The organism is Thermococcus sp. (assembly GCF_026988555.1).
Taxonomy (GTDB): domain Archaea; phylum Methanobacteriota_B; class Thermococci; order Thermococcales; family Thermococcaceae; genus Thermococcus.
The window spans coordinates 1-20257 of the sequence record NZ_JALSLB010000059.1 but is presented as its reverse complement, the minus strand read 5'-3'; the positions used below and the strand labels follow the sequence as shown (position 1 = coordinate 20257).

The following is a 20257-nucleotide window of genomic DNA, read 5'->3' as shown; positions in this document are numbered from 1 at the left end:
AATGGCGAGGGCCAAGAAAGTAGTGGTTATCCACGTTCGGGATGAGCGGGAGAAGGAGGAGTTTTTCAGGGAGCTACAGAAGCTTCGTCTGCCCGCCTTCATCTACGTCCATGGAAGGCTTAACGACCTGAAGATCAACGTTCAGGGAACCAAGAACGAGATACGGGAGGCGACCTACAGGATAAAGGAGATCCACAAGCGGATCAGGGCGAAGCTGTACCCGGACAGACGGGGTTTTTACCGGTACAACGTTGATGATCTGTTCAGAGAATGTGGGACCAGTGTTTCCCTCCCGGTCCTGCTAAAGACCCTGGAACTGCTCGGGGAACATGCCGAGGTGAGGGAGGGTGAGCTGGTGACGTCTCTGCCTTTTGATGGGCTTAAGGAGGTCGTTGGCAAACTCGGCGAATACCTTGCGGACCTGTCCTACCGGACAACCAAACAGATACGTGAGGTCATCCTTCCTGTCTCCGTGGCCAAGGGGATGGAGCCGGAAGAGGTCCTCGACATGCTGGTTGGGCTGACACTGGCCGAGTGGAAGGAGGATAAGTTTAAATATGAACTTATCAAGAACAAGGAGCAGGCAATGGAGCTGCTGCTGAACCGTTTAAAGAGCGGAAAGGGTGAGGAACATGAAGATTGATGTTGTCAGGCGTGAAAAGAACGAGCTTGAGTTTTACCTTGAAGGAGAGGATCACACCTTCGCGAACATTCTTAATGAGGTTCTCCACGAGAACAAACACGTTACCTTCGCCGGCTACACCATCGAGCACCCGGTCCTCATGGCGAGAAGGCCGAAGTTCCGGGTCGTCACCGACGGCAAGGTGACCCCTGAGGCTGCGCTGGAGGAGGCTGCTCAGAGGATATTCGACCGTGCAAGGGCTGCCCTTGAGGCCTGGAGGGCGGTAACTGAATCTTGATCCCCTGTTCTCTTTTTACGATTCTACAGGAGAACGGGAAATGACGATTGAATACAGACGGGACTTCAGGGACAAAGGGCTCTCAAAACTGGGGGATTCCCTCGTGAACCTTATGTACTCACTGGCCTTGAGCGAGTACCTCGGTAGACCAACGGGGGAACGCGTCCCAAACGCGTCGCTGGCAATTGCGCTTGAGCTCTCCGGGTTGAGGGGGCTCGTACCACCCAGAACAGACAAACACGGCAGGGGAGATATCGCTGAGGCCGTGATTGCATACGCATGGCTTGAGGGAAAGATAACGATTGAAGAGGCCGTTGAGATAATCCTCGAGAACCTGAACGACGATGTCACTCACTTCACGAGGAATAAGGAGGTTATCGGAAGGGCACTGGCGGTTCTCTACAGTGAGATAAAGAGGAGGATAGAGATCTAGATATCCTCGACGCCATTCATCAATCACAGACTCGTCAAAAGCTCAATGAGTCCGTGTTTGTTCGGTATCTTGGCGAATTTGCTGCTGTGTTTTACCTTTAAAAGCAGTGGGACGTCTCCAAAGAGCTTTAAGACCTTGCCAAATGGTATGCTTCCTTCCCCCGGCATTAGGTGGAGGTCTCCAACTCCGTAGGCCAGTGCGTCCTCCGGTTCCACCTGTGGGAAGAGCTTTCCAAAGTTGTCGTGTATCATCAGAATGACCGTCTTGTCCGTTCCGAGCTTAACGTCCTCCAGAAGCTTATCTGCATCTCCCTGAGCGCTCAGGAAAGCGTGGGCGACGTCCAGTGCAAAGCCAACGTTCTGACTGGCGACGCTGTCCACGACGTATAACGTGTCCTTAACGCTGTACGTGTTTTCTAGGGCTATATTCACTCCAAAGGGCTTGACCATATCGGCAAGTTGCTGTATAGCCTCTATTTCTAGATCAAGCCTCCCGGTCTTACCACTCTGCATGACGATTACCTTTGCGCCGAGTTTTATGGCGACGTCCGCCACCGCCCGTGCCACCCGGAAGTGCCTCGTGTAATAAATGTGATCACGCAGGTTTACAGAGGTAGGCATCCGAACGATGTAATCAATTCCCACACCGCGGAGGGTCGTCTCAAGCGTGCGGAGCTTTTTCTCTATGACCCTCCCGTTCATGATGACGCCGAGGGTATGAGGGAATATCGAGACAAAATCATAATTCTTTATCTTGACATCGGCGAGGGTCGATGCGAGGGTCTTGTCCTTCGTTACGAAATGCGGATAAATAGTTACCCCGATCTCCATGTTACCACCCATGAAAGAGTGGGATGGATAATATAAAAGCTTAGCGAGGGGCAGATTTAAAAGTTCCATCCAAAAATATATGGCGGGTGAGGGAATGAGGGAGAACCTTTGGAAGTACGTCTCACTGATACTGGTCCTTCTGCTTGCCATGATGAGTGTTTCGGCGGTTCTGCTCTACATGCAGAACTCCAGTCTTAGGGGATATACGCCCGCCAACGTGACGAGTGTGTCCCAGGTACAGGTTGAGAACGTGAGCTGCAACAACACCGAGCTCCTTAGCGAGATAAGCGAGCTGAAGGGTCAGATTGATTTTCTCAAAAGGTTCACCACCAATGGCACCCCATCAAATACTACGATAGCGGTTGTTCCCCTGTTCGGTTTGATCGATGATTACACCGCCCTTTACTTGGTTCCGGTTCTCAGGAGGATAGCGGATAACAGCTCCATCGGTGGTGTGATCCTCTGGATAGAGAGCCCCGGTGGAGAGGTCGGTGCCGTGAGGGATATATACACCGCGGTCAGAAAACTTGATCTGATTAAACCCGTAGTTGCCTACACAGGGGGCATGGCGGCTTCCGGAGGATATTATGTAGCAGTGGCCTCAGACAGGATAATAGCGGACCCACTGGCGGAAGTTGGGAGCATAGGGGTTATCTACGTTCACTATGACATGGAGAAGAACTACGCGCAGAACGGTATCAAGGTCGATGTATTCAAAACAGGTAAATATAAGGATATGGGGGCGGAGTGGCGTGCCCTCACACCTGAAGAGCGCAGAATGATAACCAATATGGTCGATACATATTTCGAAGCCTTCCTGACCGCAGTGAGCACGGGGAGGAACATGACGATTAACGAGACCCGGAAATACGCGACCGGACGGACGTGGTTTGCCGTCAACGTAACCGGAACGCTTGTGGACAGTACAGGGGACATGGACACCGCCATAAGGACCCTGGAGGGTATGCTAAACGTCACGAACGCCAGGGTGGTGGTCTACAGCGGCCCGAAGCCGGAAAACTTTGGGGTGTACGGTAGCGAAGTCCTTTTCCTCGATCCTAGGTATCTGAACACTTACATCAGGAGGTGAGAGGTTGCTCTGTGAGGAGAAGCTTGAAATCTTTGAGAACGGCTTTGAAGACGGCAAGCTCCACCTCCGAATAGAGTTCTATGGTAAAGACACGCGGAGGGTCCTGCTGGCTGTACTCCGGGAGCTGTACCTGCCAGAATATGGTAAGGGGTACGTTTACCCTTTTGAGTGTGCAAAGGAGTTCTGGGGAATCTACATGGAGCCCCGGGAGATAAAGGCTGAGAAGTTCCGTCCGAATCCCGTAAAGTTCATGAACCCCTCCATCATGAAAAGGCTTGAGAACGCCGTTCTTGAGAGCCACGCTCCCGAAGATGTGAGGTCCCTAGTCAGGATAGATGGGGCCGAGGTTCACAGGACTAAAAGGGGTCTGCTCGCCCTTGGTAGGAACTTCATTCTCAGGGAGGACGGGTTGTTCATCACCTTTAACAAGCCCTCGGCACGCAGTCTGATACTTAAGTACTTGGGGATGGCAGATGAAGATTGAAGCCATAGTCTGGCTCGCGGTTTCGGTGGTTATACTGTACCTGGTCTGGAAAACCCTCAGTCCAGTTCTATCCCCAATAATCATAGCTGCGACGCTGGTCTATATCCTGTACCCCCTTCATAGGAGGCTCTCCACTCGTATAGGGATCAGGGCTTCTGCATTCATTCTAACCGCTGTGGTCACCTTGATGACTTTCCTCTTCATAATCGGTTTTGCTGTCTGGATGAGCGATGTCAAGCAGTCCCTTGTTTACTACCTGAACGCGGTCTTCAACTGGCTTATCTCACTTAACTTGCCCCCTGCCCTATCTGAGCTGATCAACAAGCTCAGTGAAAGCATATCACAGCGTTTTGAGGGTTACATACTGGGGTACACCTATTCCCTGCCCAAACTCTCCTTCCAGGCTTTGGTTATGATATTCGTTTTTTACGGGATCCTTGTAAACGCGAGGTCCATACAGGACGAGATCTATTCCCTGCTCCCTTCAGAGAACAGAGAACTGGCCGTTAAACTCATGGAGAAAACCGAAAAAACGCTGAACGACCTCCTTCGGAGCTGGCTGACGATCAGTGTCCTGAAGGGGGTGGCCGTCACCCTCGGATTCTTTGCCCTTCACATCGTCACGATAGGGGAGGCTATAGCCCTCGGTATTTTCACCGTTCTCCTTGAGTTGCTCCCGGTGGTGGGAGGATGGATAACGTGGCTGGGCGGTGTTGTGTACCTCCTAAACGGAGGAGGAATCGTAAAGGCTCTCCTCTTAACCCTCTACGGGCTCGTCTTCGTTTCCCCCGTTCCGGACATGGTCTTGCGTCCAAAGGTCAGCATGAGGGAGCGAGGGATAAGTGCCATGATATCCTTCATAGGTATACTAGGGGGGTTGATGGCCTTTGGAATAGTGGGGATCATAATAGGGCCCGTCGTCTTGGGTCTTATGGCGACTCTGCTGGAGGAGTGGAAGGAGACCAGGAAGGGGGCTAGGGTCGGAAGCCGCGTATGAATGAAGCCACCCTGATGGCATCGATGGTTTCCCTCACGTCATGGGTGCGCACTATACTCGCTCCGTTGATAACGGCTATCGCCGTGGCCGCGAGACTTCCGGGCAACCGCTCCGTTGGATTCCCTCTGCCCGTTATTGCTCCTATGAAGGATTTTCTGGAAACACCCACGAGTATCGGTCTGCCGAGGACTTTCAGTAGGTTCAGGTTCGCTATTATGCTGGAATCCCACTCGTACCACGGCGGCCACTCCGGCCTCAGGAACCCTACTGCGGGGTCAACCACGACCTCTTCCACTCCGTGCCTCTCGGCTATGGCGATGCTCTCTTTGAGCAGGTCAGTGACCGTGTGCAGGGGGTTACTGAGGTTGCTGACATCACCATGGGCGCAGACAATTATGGGGGTCCCGTACTCCCCTGCTATCTCTCCCATTCTACGGTCTCCTTTGAGGCCCGTTACATCGTTTATGATGTCCGCACCGGCTTTTATGGCCTCTTCAGCCACCTCCGCGCTGGTTGTATCTATGCTTATCGGCACATCAACGTGCTCGCGAATGGTTCTGACGGCCCAGAGAGCCCTCCTTTTTTCCTCCTCAACTGGAATCTGCGTTTCCAGGTACGGGGCCGTCGATTTCGCCCCCACATCTATGAAGGCTGCCCCATCTGCCACCATTTTCGTGGCCATCCCTATAAGCGCTTCCTCGTCCCCAGCAACGCTGTCCTTATAAAAACTCTCCGGAGAGACGTTGATGACCCCCATTATCCTGGGCCTTTCAAGACCAACGCCCGCGAACTTCATCGTTACCACCTCCGTACTGCCCTCCTTGTTTCAGGTGGCTTTGCCAAGGGTTAAAAATACTTTTGAGGATTGGGGATGGTGAGGATATGAGGGTGATAACTCCTAGACGGCTGCACCTGGGACTTATAGATCCATCGGGAACGCTCGGCAGGCGTTTTGGCAGCATTGGGGTTGGTCTGGAGGGTGGATACGAGATAAGGGTAACCGCGGGGAATTCTCTTAGGATAAGTGCCAGCGGGGAGGATTACGAGACCATAAAACGAACCATTGGACGGATGAACGGCGCCTTCGAGACGGGAGTTGGATACTCCATAGATGTTCTCCGAACCATTCCGCGGCACGTGGGCTTCGGCTCCACAACTCAGCTGAGTCTGGCCGTGGCCTCGGCTATCTCCAAACTGAACAACCTAGGTGTTTCAACGGAGAGACTGGCGGAGGTTCTTGGCAGGGGAAGAAACGGCGGGGCGGGGATCTACACGTTTATCCATGGAGGATTCGTTGTAGACGGCGGCTCAAAGGCGGGGATACCCCCTCTGATCTTCAGGGAAGAGATTCCTGAGGACTGGGCTTTTTTACTCGTAACCCCTGAAACCGGGAGGGGCTTTGATGAGGAGGAGGAGAAACCGATAATGGAGAAGGTTAGAGGCAGGGTGGATGTGGCAATGGAGATATCTTACAGGGTACTCCTGGGGTTACTGCCGGCACTGAGGGAGCGTGACATCCGTGGATTCGGAAAGCATCTCTCAATCATTCAGCGTCTGGTGGGGAAGCACTTTGAGGCGTATCAGGGGGGAGAGTTCAGGGAGGACGTGGAAGTTGCACTGGAATTCCTCAGGACCAACACGTATGGTTGCGGTCAGAGCTCCTGGGGACCTACCGTCTACGGGCTGATACGGAAGTCAGACTACCCACGCCTCCGCACCGAGATTGGGGATTACCTTGAGGAACATGGCGTGGGGGCGAAGGTTGAACTCGGTCTCCCCCGCAATTCCGGTGCTGAGATCATAACCGAGAACGTTTTCCTTGAGAAACTCATCGGGGAGGTGGTGGGATGAGCCTGGAACGGTTCCTTGGACTGCCAGGAAAGGCCAACGACGAAAAGGTGCTTCGGTTGAAAGACATCCTGGGCAAACTGAGCATAGGGTGTGCGAGGATCATAGAGGAGCGGGTTGACCTGCAGTTTGATGCCCTCCGCACTCTCCACGAAAACCTCAAGGACAAAGGGCTCTTCATGAAACTCGTCATGGCGAACGCCGTAGTCAGCTATCAGCTCAGCGGAAGGGGGGAGGATTGGTGGTGGGAGTTTTCACGTTACTTCTCAGACAACCCGCCGGACGATGGTATTGTCGAGGCTTACTCCAGCTTTCTTCCCAGGTCGAGAACCAACAGGCGGCTAGTCACTCCAAAGGTCTCCAGACTTGAGAGGTTTGAGCCCTTCCTTGACTCTCTCTCCTTCCGTGACCTCAGGGACTACTACTTCGGTGGCATGACCCATTTGAGGAATGAAATCGCTCGGGTCCTGAACTCGAAGGAAAATGCCAAGACGATCGTTTTTGCTGTCAAGATGTTCGGGTACGCTGGCAGGATAGTCTTCGGTGAATTCGTGCCTTACCCCATGGAGATAGAGATACCTGAGGACAGCAGGATAACCGCCTATACAAAGCGTTTCACCGACGAGAAGCCTGCTGGATTCTGGAGCAGAATCGGGCGGGAGACGGGTATCCCTCCCCTTCACATAGACTCCATACTGTGGCCCCTGCTTGGGGGCAACGAGCGGGTCATGGAGCGGCTCCGTCTGCACTGCCGGGAGTACGAGCTGGCTTTGAAACTTCTTTCGCTTTGATACCCTTAAACAAACCCTTCACCCGTGAGGGCTCGGCTTTCCATCAATCCCACTGTAATGGCAAAACTTTTATACTCCCGTGGTTAGTTTTTCCTGAGCATTGTGCTATTGGAGGTGTTTTCCATGATGTGGGGATTTCAGCTTGAGCTTAAAAAAGGCCTGCGAACCAAGAAGATATGGGCCGTTATCATAATCCTTTCTCTGATATACGTGCCCTTCTTCTACCTGCTGAAGAGAACCTCTGAGGAATTAACGGTCACCTCTGTGATGGGGCTGACGATAAGCTTCGTCAGTGGGATGGCGATGTTTTTCCTCGGTATAGTTGCCATAGTGGTGGGCGCAACCGCCATAAACGGTGAGATTGAGAAGGGAACGCTTAGAGTGGCGCTGAGCAAAAAGATAACGAGAAGCGGATACATAATAGGTAAGTTCCTTGCCCAGATAGCGGTCTTTGGAATTGCAATCCTCCTGGCGACCATTGTTGAGTTCGCCGGGATGCTGTACATCGGCGTTAACTTGACCGCGGCCCTCGTTAGGGACCTCGTTCTGATAAACCTGTTGCTGCTCGTTGTTATGGTGGAGTTCGTTGCCATGGGCTACCTTCTCTCGGCTTTCCTCAAATCATCGGGGACAGCGCTTGGAGTGGGGATAGCGGTGTTTTTCATCCTGTTGATATTTGTGCCTTTGGTCATAAGCTATCAGGTTTACACTCACTCCGACACGACGAGCCTAAACGACGTCCAAAAACTCTCGGACGAGTACAACACCAGGTACGCTTTTTACTCCCCCATGGCCCAGTTCAACGTAATAACTGCCCATTTAAGCAAGCACGGTACGTACAGCGGGACGTATCGGGGGGTGGCGTACGCCATCAAGGAGAGATGGGTGAACACACTGCTGCTGTTCATGATGACGGCCGTTTACTTTGGGGCCGCCATGCTGCGCTTCCTCAGGATGGATTTGAGGTGATGATAATGGTGCTTAGGATAGAGAACCTTGTTAAGAGGTACGGCAGTTTAACGGCCCTCAACGGGCTTAACCTTGAGGTTAAGCAGGGAAAGGTGTACGGTTTCCTTGGACCCAACGGTGCGGGCAAATCCACAACGATTCTAAGCACCCTGGGCTTGATATACCCTCAGGATGGCAGGATTGAAGTGTTTGGGAAAGAGGTGTTCCGGGGGGGACGCTACGACGAGGGCAAACTGGTCAATGTGAAGGGCAGAATAGGGTACATGCCAGAGCACGCAACCCTCTGGGATTTCCTGACTCCTCTCCAGACTCTGGACATACTCGGCCAGTCCTTTGGAATACCAAAGGGCGAACGGCTCAAACGGGCCAGGGAACTCCTTGAGACTGTTAACCTGTGGAACGTTAGGGACAGGAAGGTCGGCAAGCTCTCAAAGGGAATGCGCCAGAGGCTTCTGCTGGCACAGGCGCTCATCAACGATCCCGAACTCCTGATACTTGATGAACCGATGACCGGCCTAGACCCCCGTGGGATAGCGGAGTTCAAGGACATAATCAGGAAGCAAAAAAAGGACGGGAAAACGGTCTTCTTTTCGTCTCATATCCTTGCCCACGTTGAGGAGGTCTGCGATACCGTCGGTGTCATCGTCCGGGGCAAACTCCGTGTTGAGGACAGCATAGACAACATAAAGTCGGACTTCCTGAAGAAGGGAGGGTACCTGATACTCCTTGAGACCAGCAAACCGGTCAACTTTGATGATGTCGAGTGGAAAGTTGAACGGGTCAGCGAAACCAAGTACAAGATAAAGGCCGCTGCGGACGTACGGGAGCAGGTCAACGACCTCGTATGGGAGCAGGGAGCGAAGATCCTCCAGCTTATGGTCAGGGTCCCAAGCCTTGAGGAGATCTTCCTTAAGATGGTGAACGAGGGAGATGAGGGGCGCGGTCACTGAAGCTTTGCCCTCTCGAACTCTCCTTTTCTTTCAAGTGGCTTGGTGGCGTCCACGCCCCACTTGGCCACGAGGCTCTTCTCGGCCGAGGGGTCGAGGGAGCTACCGCGGGCGTTGGGAACTATAATGAGGTCTTTATCCGCCTGGAAGCGGGTGGCTATCGCCCACTCCACCTCCCTGTCGTCGTAGATATCCACGTCTTCATCCACAACTACCACGTGCTTGAGGCTTGGATGCCCCGTAAAGGCCGCCAGTATCGCGTTTTTCCCATCCCCCTCGTGCTGTTTGGTTATGGAAACAACGGCGTGGAGCCACATAGCCCCGCCTTCGGTTAAGCGAACGCCGTGAACTTTCGGGACGACGCGCTTGACGCTCGCGTATATCTGAGGTTCCTTCGGAAGGCCCATCAGCATGAAGTGCTCGTAACCCCCGGGGAGAAGTGCATGGAAGATTGGCTCATCAACGTGGTACATCCTCTCGAAGACAACTAACGGTTGTTTCCTCACGTGGTCGTAGGTTCCGGTTATGTCCACAAAAGGACCCTCATCGACCAGTTCCGGTGTAATCCTCGCCTCGAAGACGAATTCGGTCTCGACCGGAACTGGGATTCCACCCAGCTCGACGACCTCCAGGGGTCTGCCGAAGGCCAGCTCGCTCATCTTCGAGGCTATCTCCAGTTCGCTGATTCCATAGGCCACGCTAGTAGCACCTGCGAGCAGAAGATGAATCGGGTTTCCGACGATGATTCTGACGTCCAGCTCTTCCCCGTGCTCGGCTTTGTCCTTCCACATGGAGTAAAGATGCCTTGGAACTAGCCTTATCGCGGCCGTCCTTCCGTCGCGCACCATTATCCTGTGGAATGAGGTGTTAATGAAGCCTTTTTCATCTTTGGCTATGACCATCGCCGAGGTGAAGTATTGACCGCCATCCAGGGGGTAGTACTTTGGCACCGGCAGCTCTTTAAGTGAGAAGTCCTTTGTGGAATTCTTGAGAAACGGGGCTCTTTCCACGGTTCTGTACGGGGACGGGTTCTCCATGGCATCGGCGATAAAGGCTGTCAATCCCTCCTTTTCGATGCCCAGGTATTCCGCTATCCTCCCACGCGTGCTCCATATGTTACCGGCAACCTTCCATCCGTCCACGTCCTCGAAGAGTACCGGTCGGGTCCTGTGTCTCAGAAGATATCGGGTCACCCCCAGCTCCTTTTTTGTGGGTTCACTGATCGTGACCACGTCATCAAAATTCTTGAGTATCTCCCGTATCATTTCCCTCACCTTTGGTTAATGTTCCAAAAGGTCTATAAAGCCTTTTTCCAGAACCCCTAGTTGATTGCCATGTCCATGGTGACCTTCCGTATCCCAGACGGCTCCGCCCTGGTCTACATCGAGAAAGCGGACCCCCAGATATATTTTAAAATATACGACCTTCTGACGTACAGAAGGGACTTTGGTAGATGGGAGAAATCAGAAAGCCTTTACAATCCCTACGAGCGCAGTTTTCCAGTCGGTCTCCTCCCCAGGGTTAAGAGATACCTAAACAGCAAGGGCTACAGGGTCCGTATCAAGGACGAGAGGCGGGTCAGGGGTTTCAAGATAAACTCCAGCTGGAACGGGAAGTACACCCTGAGGCGGTATCAGGGACGGGCCGTTAAAAGGGCCCTCCGGGAAAAGGTGGGTGTGCTGTCTCTGCCCGTTGGGAGCGGGAAGACAGTCGTTGGCCTCAGGATGGTCCACGAACTTGATCTCTCTGCCCTTATCGTCGTCCACACGAAGGAACTGCTGTACCAGTGGGCGGATAAGGTGAGGGATGTTCTTGGGATAGAAGCGGGAATAGTGGGGGACAACAAGTGGGACGAGCGGGGGGTTACGATAGCCATGATCCAGACCCTCCTCTCAAGGGGTCCCGAACAGCTCCAGAATGAGTATGCGATCCTCATGTTCGATGAGTGTCATAGAACCTCGGCCGCAGAGAAGTTCTATCAGCTTGGACTGAAACTTCCCCAAGTCTATCGCTTTGGTCTCTCGGCAACACCTTGGAGGCGGGTTAGGGGAGAGGAGATAAAGATAGAGGCCGTCGTTGGCCCCACGCTGTTTGAGGTCAGGGCCGACGACCTGATACGGGAGAAGTTCCTTGCAAAGCCTCGCTTTGAGATACTGACCTATGAGTCCAAGATGCCCTCGTTCAGCGAACGCTACAAGGAGCTCTATGAGGAGGTTATAATGAACAACGTGGACAGGAACCGCGTCATAGTGGCGAAGGCTGTGGAGCTTGCAAAGGCCGGACATCGTGTTCTCATAGATGTGAAACGGATAGAGCATGGAAAGACGCTCAAGGAGATGCTGGAGGAGGAGGGGGTGCGGTCGGAGTTCCTAAGCTCTCAGAGCCCGGACAGATGGGAGGTTCTTGAGGAGTTTAAAGATGGAAAACTTCCTGTTCTGATATCCACACTCCTGAAGGAGGGAGTTGACATCCCTGAGATCTCCGCGATAATCCTTGCCGGCGGTGGAAAGAGCGATATAATGACGATACAGACCATAGGCCGTGCTCTAAGGCCAAAGAAGGGCATGAAGGCGGTCATAGTTGACGTTCAGGATGACGACCCACTGCTCTTCACGCACTTCATCGAGCGTCAGAAGGCCCTAAAGCAGTACTACGGTAAATACTACGATCGAGAGATGGATTCAAAACCTAAGAAGGATGTCTCCAAGAAGCGCCGCCCTAGTAAGCGCCCGTGAGTAGCGATCGAACAGGTCGCGTTTCGCCTTCTTAAGGCCCCTCTCGTCCGCTTGAAACTCCAAGTCGGGGTACCTCATGTGCCACAGAACGAGTCCCTCGGGGGGAGCCGGTGGGACCTTTCCGGCGTACTGGCCCTTGAGCCTCTTTTCTACCTCCACGGGCTTCATAAGCCCAAGCCCGCAGAAGCGGATCGCGTTCACCATCCTCCTTGCCATCTCCCAGAGGAAGCTCTCTCCCTCGATCTCGATGATATAGTAGCCGGTTCTTTCCATCAGTCTGATCCCGGTTATCACCCGTGTGGGCTCTTTTCCCGGTTCAAGCCTCGCAAATGCCGAGAAGTCGTGCTTCCCTATGAACACTCGGGCACATTCTTCCATTTTCTCCCGATCGAAGCCCTCGTCCACAAGATAGTAGCGATACGTCTTGGACCTCGCCTGGAAGCGCGGATGGAAGTCCCCCGGAACCTCAGCTATACCAAGAACCCAGACATCCCTTAGATGATGGTTCAGAACCTCCATCCTTACCAGGTCCGGTCTTTCCTGAGCGTTGAAGGCGATGACGTTGAAGAACGCGGAGACACCCCTGTCCGTCCTTGAGGCCCCCCTGAAGTTTGAGCCCTCCGCGTCGCTAATGATTCCCAGCCTCGTGAGAACCCGGAGCAGTTCTCCTTCAACCGTCCTCAAGTCTGGCTGGCGCTGGAATCCGTAGAATGCAGTCCCGTCGTAGGCTATTCGGAGAGCGAACCTCATATTGATGAATCCGGTGGAGGATATAAATGCCTTTTCCCGACGAAACGACCGGTTATTTTACAAAGATAAAGCATGATTTTGGATAAAATTCAACAATCTTCTGGAAAGATTGATAAATAGCCCCTTCTATGTCTGCTTGGTGGGTGTTATGACGGAGATGGTTGACACGGAGATACTGATGAGCGTTGTGAACTTTGAGATAATGTGTGCATTGCTTCAGAGGGGATTAAAAAAAGAAAAGTCAAAGGTAAGGCCCTCTGTAGAGTGGCATGAGGGAAAGTTCAAATACCACAACGGGCATCTCAATTCCCCACTTTTCCAAGACTGAAGGGTGCACCTCGCCGATGACGCCGATCGGCGTTCCGTTCACGATTATCCTTCCCACCCTACCGGGGATGAAACTTGAGTGTTCCATATCTTCAAGTTCGTAGTGGAAGCCGAGGTGGCGCATAACACTGTCAAGGATTTCCTTCGCGTCGGTGAAGGTTACCCTCGGTTGGGCCAGAACGACCGCCAGCTTGCTCTCGCTAACCGTTTTCGTTTCCCTGCCCTCGTCTATCAGAGTTGCCTTCCCGACCTCGAAGAGCCTCTGCGGGTACTCCTCGTGGGTGTTCTGGCTCAGAAAGTCGAGCAAACTGGGTAGGAGCCAGTTCCTCAGCGCTGACCACTTTGGACTTATCGGGTTCTCTATCTCAACCAGCTCCGCCGGTGGGTTGCTGAAGTAGTCCCTCCCGTATTCCAGGTTCATCTTTTCATACTGGGCCTCCCTGTTGGTCAGGTTGAATGTCATAACCTCCTGCAGGCCGAAGCCGACCATCAGCTCTCTTACCGCGTCCTCAAACTCGACGAACTTATCGCCCCGTCCTTGGACGGCCAGCTCCGGCTCCTCCGGTTCAATCTCGTTGTAACCGTAGGCTATGAGGACGTCCTCAAGAACGTCCCTCGCGTGCATTATGTCGTCGCGGAAGGCCGGGTAGAGGAGCTTTATTCTGCCGTCTTTAAGCTCCACCGAGTACATCATCCGCTCAAGGAGCTCTTTGATTTCCCCGTCGCTCAGCTCAAGGCCCGCCAGTTTTCTTATGTAGTCGAGCTCGACCTCAAACTCTTTGGGTGTCAAATTAGGGGTCTCTACCTCGAAATCCGGATAGACCACCTTGACGCTCTTTATCCTTCCACCGCGTTCGGCCAAAGCCGTTACGACAACGTTCAGGGCCAGCATAACCTTGTTAAGGTCCCAGCCGGTTACATCGACGAAGACGTTTCTCGTCTCGGTCGTCACCCTTCCCGTCGTTTCCGAGTTAATAATCGGAGGCATCGAGAGAACCTTGCCCTCGCTGTCAACAAGGAGCGGGTAGTAGGGTTTGTCCTTAATCAGGTGGCCGTACTCCCTGCCCTTCTCGTGCTTTTCAAGGATTCCCTCCAGAGTAAGCTCCTCGTCAAAGCCCAGCGGGACGAACTTCTCGCTCTTCTCGGCGGCGCGGTAGTAGATGGGCGGTTTGACCTTGTCGAAGTCGAAGATGCCTATGGCGACCTCTCTTCTCCTCCTCCCGAAGGTTAGGGCAACTTTTTCCTGGAGGTTAATCATCTGCTTGAGAGCTTCTTCATCGAGGCTCAACCTCTCAACTATCGCGTAGACGCCGTAGGGGCGGATATCTTTCAGCTTCTCATCAACGTAAACGGTAACGTCGCTCTTCTCGACCTCATACCTAGGCAGGCCCTTCTGGAGGCCAAGTGCGAATCTTACGGCCCTTGCTATGCCCTCCGCGCTCCACAGGTCGGGCCTGTTGGTGTCCTTTGAGTCGGCCTTGAAGTAGATTTCACCGTTCTCCTCCCAGACGTCGTCGAGCTCACATTTCGCGTAGAGGAATAGGCCCTCCCACTCCTCAACGGTGAAGGTCTTCCCGACGAGCCTCTCCAAATCCCGCTTTGATACGTCGAACTTTGGCATCTCCCATCACCACACCAGCTTCGCTTCCCTCAGCCAGCGGAGGTCGTAGCTGAAGAGGTACCTTATGTCGTCTATGCCAAGCTTGAACATCGCCAGCCTGTCTATCCCAATCCCCCACGCTATGACCGGGACGTCAATGCCGAGCGCTTTGGTCATCTCCTCGCGGAAGATTCCAGCTCCACCAAACTCCACCCAGCCAAGCTCTGGATGGTAGGCGCTCATCTGGACGCTCGGTTCTGTGAATGGGTAGTAATCCGGCAAGAACTTGACCTTCTTCGCCCCTGCGATTTCCACGGCGAAGCGCTTGAGTATACCCAGGAGGTTTTTGAAGTTCAAATCCTCGCCGACGACGAAGCCATCGACCTGGTTGAACTCTATAAGGTGCGTTCTGTCGAGGACGTCCGGGCGGAAGACGCGCTGAATAGTGAAGTATTTTCCGGGTATTTCAACGCCTTTGGCCAGCTGTCTCGCATCTAGAGCTGTGCCGTGCGCCCTCGGCATGAGAAGCATGGCTCTATCGGGGCTCCAAACATAGCCCCAGCCGCGCGACCCGGCAAGACCGCGCTCGTGGGCGGTTTGGACCCTCTCCACCAGGTTTTCACTGGGAAGGCCTCCGCTCTTTGGATACCTGAGCCTGTAGGTGTCCGTCCACTCCCTAGCCGGGTGGTTCTGGGGCTGGAAGAGTGCGTCGAAGTTCCAGAACTGGGTCTCAATCATGCTCTCGACCGTCATCTCGATGAAGCCCATCTCGATAAGTCTCCTCCTTATCTTGTCGAGGAAAGCACGGTATGGCTGTTTCTTGCCAGGGTAGATTCTCCTGACGGGGGCCTTTATGTCGAAGCGTCTGAACTCGACTTCACGCCACTTTCCGGACCTTATGAGTTCCGGCGTTAGGATTGAGACATCCTCCTTCAGCTCGATGCCCTTTCTTACAAGTTCCTCGCCCGCTGGCGCAATCTCGACTTTCCTCTCCGTCACCGTTTCTTCTTCCCCGATCTTCCTCCTCTTCAGCTCCTTAACCGGAACGAGCTTTTCTATCTCCTTAACCGGAACCGTCCCCCTCTCGGCGAGCAGCTTTAATGCCCTATCAATTGGTCTCTCAGTAGCGTTGAGGCCCTTCTCGGTGATCTCAAGGACGAGCTTTCCGTTCTCTTTCCTAACGCTCGCCCAGCCCTCCTTCCTGAGGAGGCCAATGATGGGCTTGAGCTCCTCGTCGCTGAGAACCTCTTTCAGATCGTCGAGCGTGGCCTTCTCCCTCTCGTGAAGAAGACGTAACGCCCTCCATTCTGGGAGCCCTACCTCTGCGTAGCTCCTTCCGGTCTCCGTGATAACCACAACCTTCTCGCTTTTCTCGTGGAGGTCTGCAAGCCCCCTGCTCTTGAGTCCAAGAACGGCCCTCATTACCGCGACCTGATCGAGGCCGGTTTTTTGAACTAGCTCCTCGAATTTGAGCCTTTTAGCATCTCCCAGCTTTATGAGCGTGAGCTTCTCACCATAGCTCAGTTCCATAACAACATCCCCCGCTAGGTGTTGAAGGTCTCGCTTAAGAGAATTGCGGTAGAAAGGAGGATAAAAACAGAAAAATTCTCACTTCTCATGGGGCAGAAAGACGACTTTGCCCGTCTTCCCCGCGCGCATAAGCTCAAAGGCTTCCTCAAATTTATCGAATCCTTTATACTTGTGGGTTATGACGGAATCTAGGTTGAGCTTGCCGCTCTGAATGAGGCCCGAGACAGTATACCAGGTCTCCCAGAGATGCCTCCCTGTAATGCCGTGTACCTCCAGTGCCTTGAAGATCACCAGGTTGTTGAAGTCCACCGTGACTTCGCGCGGGTACAATCCTAGGAGGGAAACTCTCCCGCCGGGCGTCGTAGCACTCAGTCCCTGCTCAAGGGCCTTCGGGGCGCCGCTGAATTCGAGGAAAACTTCCACACCTGCTCCGTCAGTTATATCCATAACGGCTTTGACTGGGTCCTCCTCGAACGGGTTGATCACGTAATCGGCTCCGACTTTCTTGGCGAGCCCCCTCCTGAATTCACTAGGCTCGGAAACTATGACGGGGTAAGCACCGCTGGCCTTTGCAACGGCTATTCCAAGGAGTCCAAGAGGGCCAGCTCCCGTTATAAGGGTGCTCCTTCCGGCAATTGGGCCGGCGAGGACCGTATCTACGGCATTGCCAAGGGGCTCCTGAAGTGCGGCATGCTCCGGTTTCATGCCCTTTGGATTTTTCCATGCGTTTTGAGCGGGAACGAGGGCGTATTCCGCGAAGACACCGTCCATATCAACGCCAAAGATTCTCGTGTTCTGGCAGACGTGGTAGCGGTTGTGCCTGCAGGCGTAGCACTTTCCACAGACGATGTGGGTCTCCGCGCTTATGTAGTCACCCTCTTGGAGGTTTTCAACACCGGGTCCAACCTCAATCACCTCTCCGGCGACTTCGTGGCCCATAATCTGAGGTGGCTTGATCCTGCTCTGGGCCCATTCATTCCATTCGTAGATGTGGAGGTCGGTACCGCATATACTAGTGGCGAGAACTTTGATAAGTACCTCTCCCGGGCCGGGCTTGGGTATGTCGACTTCGACGAGTTCGGCACCATATGCCGGCTTAGTCTTCATAATGGCTGGCATCTTGCCTTCCATCATTACCATCTCCGTTGCGTTTACATCTCTGTCTAAACGCTCGTTGATATAAACCTTTTGTGGAGCTGATGCCATGATCCTTCTGACGTTTTAGTTCGAATTTCACCATATGATTTTTAAATTAGGTTCTAATAACGATACAACGCTTGAATTTGACGAAACACCTTGAACGGAAGAATTAAAAACATTCCCACGTTTTTCCAGGCGATTAACTCTGGTGGTGGCCAGGTTGGAGGATAGAAGGTTTGAGTCGCGTCCGGGAAAGGTTGCACCCGTTAAGAGGGGTGAAAGGTACCACGTGAAAATTGAAAGCATCGGTAGGGGTGGGGATGGAATAGCCAGGATAAAGGGCTTCGTCATATTCGTCCCGAACACCCAGGTAGGTGACGAGGTGGACATCGAGATAAAGAACGTTAAAGAGCGCTTCGCCTTTGCGGACGTGGTCGCGAAATAATCTCAGGTTCTCTTCTTTCTTCCTTCACATTAATCGGAAACCTTATAATCTCCTACGAGTATTCTTCTGGGGGTGAAGGGGGTCTTGATATGGCAGTGATCGTTGTTACAGGACGTGGCGGTGCGGGAAAGACCACCACCACGGCCAACTTAAGCGCGTTTCTGGCCATGGGAGAGTACAGAGTACTTGCAATCGACGGTGATCTGTATCTTCCCAACCTCGGGTTCCACTTTTCACTGGATAACGTCAGGTACACCCTCCACTCCCTCCTTAAAAACCCGGACATAGACCCGGAATGGGCCATTTACAAACATCCTCAAACAGGTGTGCACGTGATGCCCGGTAGCAGCAACCTTCAGGACGTTCTGGGTATTTCTCCGAAAAAGCTGGTTGATCTGCTTGACAGGGTGAAGCCCAAATTCGGCGTCGTGTTCGTCGATTCCCCGACCGGGATTCCCTTCGACACCCTCCCAACTTTTGAGCTGGCCAATTACCAGCTCATCGTTGTTGAAATAGAGCGTTCACCGATTTACTCCTTTGAGGTTATGGTGAAGAACGAGATAGAGAAGTTAAAGGCGCTTGGGGACCGTTACAACCTTAACATTGGGGTTATCCTTAATAAGGTTCGTGAATCTGAGGATGTCGTGGATAAGATCATCGATGCAATTGAGAACGACCTTGAGGTTCCGGTTATTGGGTGGGTACCGTTTGACAACAACGTTCCCGAGTCCATCAATGTAGGTGTCCCAATAATCAAATACCTTCCCAACAGCGACGCCGCCGTTGCGTTTAAGGAAACCGGGAAGATCCTTGAAGGATGGATATTCGGCTGATTTTGGAGGTGTTGTTATGAAGGTCAGCTTTGAAGAACTCGTGAAGAAGGTAGCGGATGGAGAGATAAAGCTCCACCAGGTTGAAAAGTACACAAACGGAGATAAGAAACTCGCCACTGAAATAAGGAGAAGGGCACTTGAAAAGAAGCTTGGAGTCAGCCTTGAGAACATAGGGCACTACTCCATCGATCCAGATAGGGTAATAGGCAAGAACATCGAGAACATGATAGGTGTTGTCCAGATACCGATGGGCGTCGCCGGACCCCTCAGGATTAACGGCGAGTACGCGAAGGGCAAATTCTACATTCCGCTCGCGACCACTGAGGGAGCGCTTGTTGCGTCAGTAAACAGGGGCTGTTCGGCTCTAACGGCAGCAGGGGGCGTTAAGACCACCATCATAGACGACAAGATGACCCGCGCCCCGCTCCTCAAGTGCCCCGACGCGAGGAGAGCGAGGGAAGTGGCCGAGTGGGTCAAGACCAACATCGACTACCTCCAGAAGAAAGCAGTCAGCAAGGTCACTAAGCATGGGAAGCTAAGGGACGTTAAACCCTACATCGTTGGCAACAACCTCTATCTGCGCTTTGAGTTCGAGACCGGCGATGCCATGGGCATGAACATGGTTACCATCTCAAGCGAGGAGATAATGAAGGTAATCGAAGAGGAGTTCCCGGACGTGAGATACCTCGCGCTCTCGGGCAACCTCTGCGTCGACAAGAAGCCCAGCGCAATGAACTTCATCAACGGCCGGGGAAAGACGGTCATTGCCGAGGCGGTAATTCCGAGGGAGATCGTTGAGAGAAAGCTGAAGACGACGCCGGAGCTCATAGCCGAGGTCAACTACAGGAAGAACCTCGTCGGCTCGGCCCAGGCAGGTTCTTACGGCTTCAACGCCCACTTTGCCAACATAGTCGGTGCCATATTCCTGGCAACCGGTCAGGACGAGGCCCAGATTACCGAAGGCTCGCACGGCATAACCCTCGCCGAGGTAACGCCGGAGGGTGATCTCTACATCAGCGTCACCATGCCGAGCCTTGAGATTGGAACGGTCGGTGGAGGAACGCGCGTCCCGACCCAGAGGGAAGCGTTAAGCATAATGGGCGTCGCCGGCGGCGGAGAACCAGCAGGAACCAACGCCAGGAAGTTCGCGGAGATAACAGCCGGTGCCGTTCTTGCAGGAGAACTCTCGCTCCTCGCGGCGATAGCAGCAAAGCACCTGGCGAAGGCCCACAAGGAGCTCGGACGCTAAAGGGAAACCCTTAGGACCTCCCCTCTCCTTTCCAGAACTTCATACATCCTTCTGACAGATTTCTCGCTGAGTTCAGTTGCCATGGTACGGAATTTCGTTTTCCTGGGGCCGAACAGGTATTCCACGGTGGTGAAAACGACACCCAGAATCAGAACGCCCAAGAACCCAATGTGGAGCTGGTTCTCAATTGAGACGACGATGAAAGTCGCTACAAAGTCTATTATGAAGCGCCATTTCCTGCCCTTCCTCCTGAGACCTTCCCCGGTTAGCCGCTCAAGGTCGTTCCCGGCAAGGGCCTCAAAGAACTCCTCAATCCCCTTTCTCAGAATAACGAAGACC

Annotated in this window: 22 protein-coding genes; 14 read left to right on the top strand and 8 right to left on the bottom strand. The window is 53.3% G+C overall.

Going from position 1 to position 20257, the window contains the following annotated elements; all coding sequences use genetic code 11:
- The first annotated feature begins 1 nt into the window (after position 1).
- The 3 genes from MVK60_RS09495 to MVK60_RS09485 are packed head-to-tail and all read left to right on the top strand — an operon-like array spanning position 2 to position 1353.
- Positions 2 to 643, top strand: coding sequence for a DUF2067 family protein (locus tag MVK60_RS09495; protein ID WP_297438781.1), 642 nt, complete (start codon positions 2 to 4; stop codon positions 641 to 643).
- A complete protein-coding gene (locus MVK60_RS09490) occupies positions 633 to 920 on the top strand; it encodes a DNA-directed RNA polymerase subunit L (RefSeq protein WP_297438779.1) in 288 nt (95 codons plus the stop codon). Before MVK60_RS09495 ends, MVK60_RS09490 begins: the two co-directional genes overlap by 11 nt.
- Positions 921 to 966: 46 nt before the next feature.
- Complete coding sequence (locus MVK60_RS09485; RefSeq protein WP_297438909.1) at positions 967 to 1353, top strand: ribonuclease III family protein; 387 nt, start codon at positions 967 to 969, stop codon at positions 1351 to 1353.
- Positions 1354 to 1376: 23 nt separating this feature from the next.
- Here the strand turns inward: MVK60_RS09485 and MVK60_RS09480 are convergent, their stop codons facing one another.
- Complete coding sequence (locus MVK60_RS09480; protein WP_297438907.1) at positions 1377 to 2183, bottom strand: sugar phosphate isomerase/epimerase; 807 nt, start codon at positions 2181 to 2183, stop codon at positions 1377 to 1379.
- Between the two features lie 94 nt (positions 2184 to 2277).
- Here MVK60_RS09480 and sppA point away from each other — a divergent pair, with 94 nt between their 5' ends.
- From sppA to MVK60_RS09465, 3 genes are read left to right on the top strand one after another with little or no spacing between them, the layout of a single operon-like run.
- A complete protein-coding gene (gene sppA, locus MVK60_RS09475; protein ID WP_297438777.1) occupies positions 2278 to 3273 on the top strand; it encodes a signal peptide peptidase SppA in 996 nt (331 codons plus the stop codon).
- A 4-nt stretch (positions 3274 to 3277) separates the two neighbouring features.
- Positions 3278 to 3757, top strand: a complete 480-nt coding sequence (locus tag MVK60_RS09470; protein ID WP_297438776.1) for a PH1570 family protein — start codon at positions 3278 to 3280, stop codon at positions 3755 to 3757.
- A complete protein-coding gene (locus MVK60_RS09465) occupies positions 3747 to 4754 on the top strand; it encodes an AI-2E family transporter (protein WP_297438773.1) in 1008 nt (335 codons plus the stop codon). The genes MVK60_RS09470 and MVK60_RS09465 overlap by 11 nt, the downstream gene beginning before the upstream one ends.
- Here MVK60_RS09465 and folP read toward each other — a convergent pair.
- Positions 4732 to 5550 carry a dihydropteroate synthase gene (folP, locus tag MVK60_RS09460; RefSeq protein ID WP_297438772.1) on the bottom strand — a complete coding sequence of 273 codons (819 nt, stop codon included), beginning with the start codon at positions 5548 to 5550 and terminating at the stop codon, positions 4732 to 4734. The genes MVK60_RS09465 and folP overlap by 23 nt on opposite strands.
- Before the next feature lie 86 nt (positions 5551 to 5636).
- On the opposite strand from folP, the gene MVK60_RS09455 reads away from it, so the two are divergent.
- The 4 genes from MVK60_RS09455 (at position 5637) to MVK60_RS09440 (ending at position 9312) form a co-directional block, all read left to right on the top strand.
- The gene (locus tag MVK60_RS09455) at positions 5637 to 6605 is read left to right on the top strand and encodes a beta-ribofuranosylaminobenzene 5'-phosphate synthase family protein (protein ID WP_297438770.1); all 969 of its coding nucleotides are present in this window, start codon (positions 5637 to 5639) and stop codon (positions 6603 to 6605) included.
- Entirely contained in the window at positions 6602 to 7393 is a 792-nt protein-coding gene (locus MVK60_RS09450; RefSeq protein ID WP_297438768.1) for an N-glycosylase/DNA lyase, read from the top strand. The genes MVK60_RS09455 and MVK60_RS09450 overlap by 4 nt, the downstream gene beginning before the upstream one ends.
- A 123-nt stretch (positions 7394 to 7516) precedes the next feature.
- Positions 7517 to 8362: an ABC transporter permease subunit gene (locus MVK60_RS09445; protein ID WP_297438766.1), complete on the top strand. Its 846-nt coding sequence runs from the start codon at positions 7517 to 7519 to the stop codon at positions 8360 to 8362.
- Between the two features lie 8 nt (positions 8363 to 8370).
- Complete coding sequence (locus MVK60_RS09440) at positions 8371 to 9312, top strand: ABC transporter ATP-binding protein (RefSeq protein ID WP_297438905.1); 942 nt, start codon at positions 8371 to 8373, stop codon at positions 9310 to 9312.
- On the opposite strand, the gene MVK60_RS09435 is transcribed toward MVK60_RS09440, so the two are convergent.
- Positions 9306 to 10574 carry a UbiD family decarboxylase gene (locus MVK60_RS09435; protein WP_297438903.1) on the bottom strand — a complete coding sequence of 423 codons (1269 nt, stop codon included), beginning with the start codon at positions 10572 to 10574 and terminating at the stop codon, positions 9306 to 9308. The two genes, MVK60_RS09440 and MVK60_RS09435, sit on opposite strands and share 7 nt — an antisense overlap.
- 75 nt (positions 10575 to 10649) lie before the next feature.
- Between MVK60_RS09435 and MVK60_RS09430 the strand changes: the two genes are divergently transcribed.
- Complete coding sequence (locus tag MVK60_RS09430) at positions 10650 to 12044, top strand: DEAD/DEAH box helicase (RefSeq protein WP_297438901.1); 1395 nt, start codon at positions 10650 to 10652, stop codon at positions 12042 to 12044.
- Here MVK60_RS09430 and truA read toward each other — a convergent pair.
- The 4 genes from truA to tdh all read right to left on the bottom strand — a co-directional run bounded on the left by truA (position 11991) and on the right by tdh (position 17382).
- A complete protein-coding gene (gene truA, locus MVK60_RS09425) occupies positions 11991 to 12794 on the bottom strand; it encodes a tRNA pseudouridine(38-40) synthase TruA (protein ID WP_297438764.1) in 804 nt (267 codons plus the stop codon). The genes MVK60_RS09430 and truA overlap by 54 nt on opposite strands.
- A gap of 241 nt (positions 12795 to 13035) precedes the next feature.
- On the bottom strand, positions 13036 to 14742 hold the full coding sequence (pheT, locus tag MVK60_RS09420; RefSeq protein WP_297438762.1) for a phenylalanine--tRNA ligase subunit beta: 1707 nt from the start codon (positions 14740 to 14742) through the stop codon (positions 13036 to 13038).
- Between the two features lie 6 nt (positions 14743 to 14748).
- Positions 14749 to 16251 (bottom strand): phenylalanine--tRNA ligase subunit alpha, encoded by a 1503-nt coding sequence (locus MVK60_RS09415; protein ID WP_297438760.1) that lies wholly within the window; start codon positions 16249 to 16251, stop codon positions 14749 to 14751.
- Positions 16252 to 16329: 78 nt separating this feature from the next.
- Positions 16330 to 17382: an L-threonine 3-dehydrogenase gene (gene tdh, locus MVK60_RS09410; RefSeq protein WP_297438899.1), complete on the bottom strand. Its 1053-nt coding sequence runs from the start codon at positions 17380 to 17382 to the stop codon at positions 16330 to 16332.
- Between the two features lie 229 nt (positions 17383 to 17611).
- Between tdh and MVK60_RS09405 the strand changes: the two genes are divergently transcribed.
- The 3 genes from MVK60_RS09405 to hmgA all read left to right on the top strand — a co-directional run bounded on the left by MVK60_RS09405 (position 17612) and on the right by hmgA (position 19918).
- Positions 17612 to 17836 carry a TRAM domain-containing protein gene (locus MVK60_RS09405; protein WP_297438897.1) on the top strand — a complete coding sequence of 75 codons (225 nt, stop codon included), beginning with the start codon at positions 17612 to 17614 and terminating at the stop codon, positions 17834 to 17836.
- Positions 17837 to 17925: 89 nt separating this feature from the next.
- Entirely contained in the window at positions 17926 to 18669 is a 744-nt protein-coding gene (locus MVK60_RS09400) for a MinD/ParA family protein (RefSeq protein WP_297438758.1), read from the top strand.
- 16 nt (positions 18670 to 18685) lie between these two features.
- Positions 18686 to 19918 (top strand): hydroxymethylglutaryl-CoA reductase (NADPH), encoded by a 1233-nt coding sequence (hmgA, locus tag MVK60_RS09395; RefSeq protein ID WP_297438756.1) that lies wholly within the window; start codon positions 18686 to 18688, stop codon positions 19916 to 19918.
- Here hmgA and MVK60_RS09390 read toward each other — a convergent pair.
- The coding region (locus MVK60_RS09390; protein WP_297438754.1) for a hypothetical protein at positions 19915 to 20257 on the bottom strand (343 nt) is incomplete at its 5' end. The two genes, hmgA and MVK60_RS09390, sit on opposite strands and share 4 nt — an antisense overlap.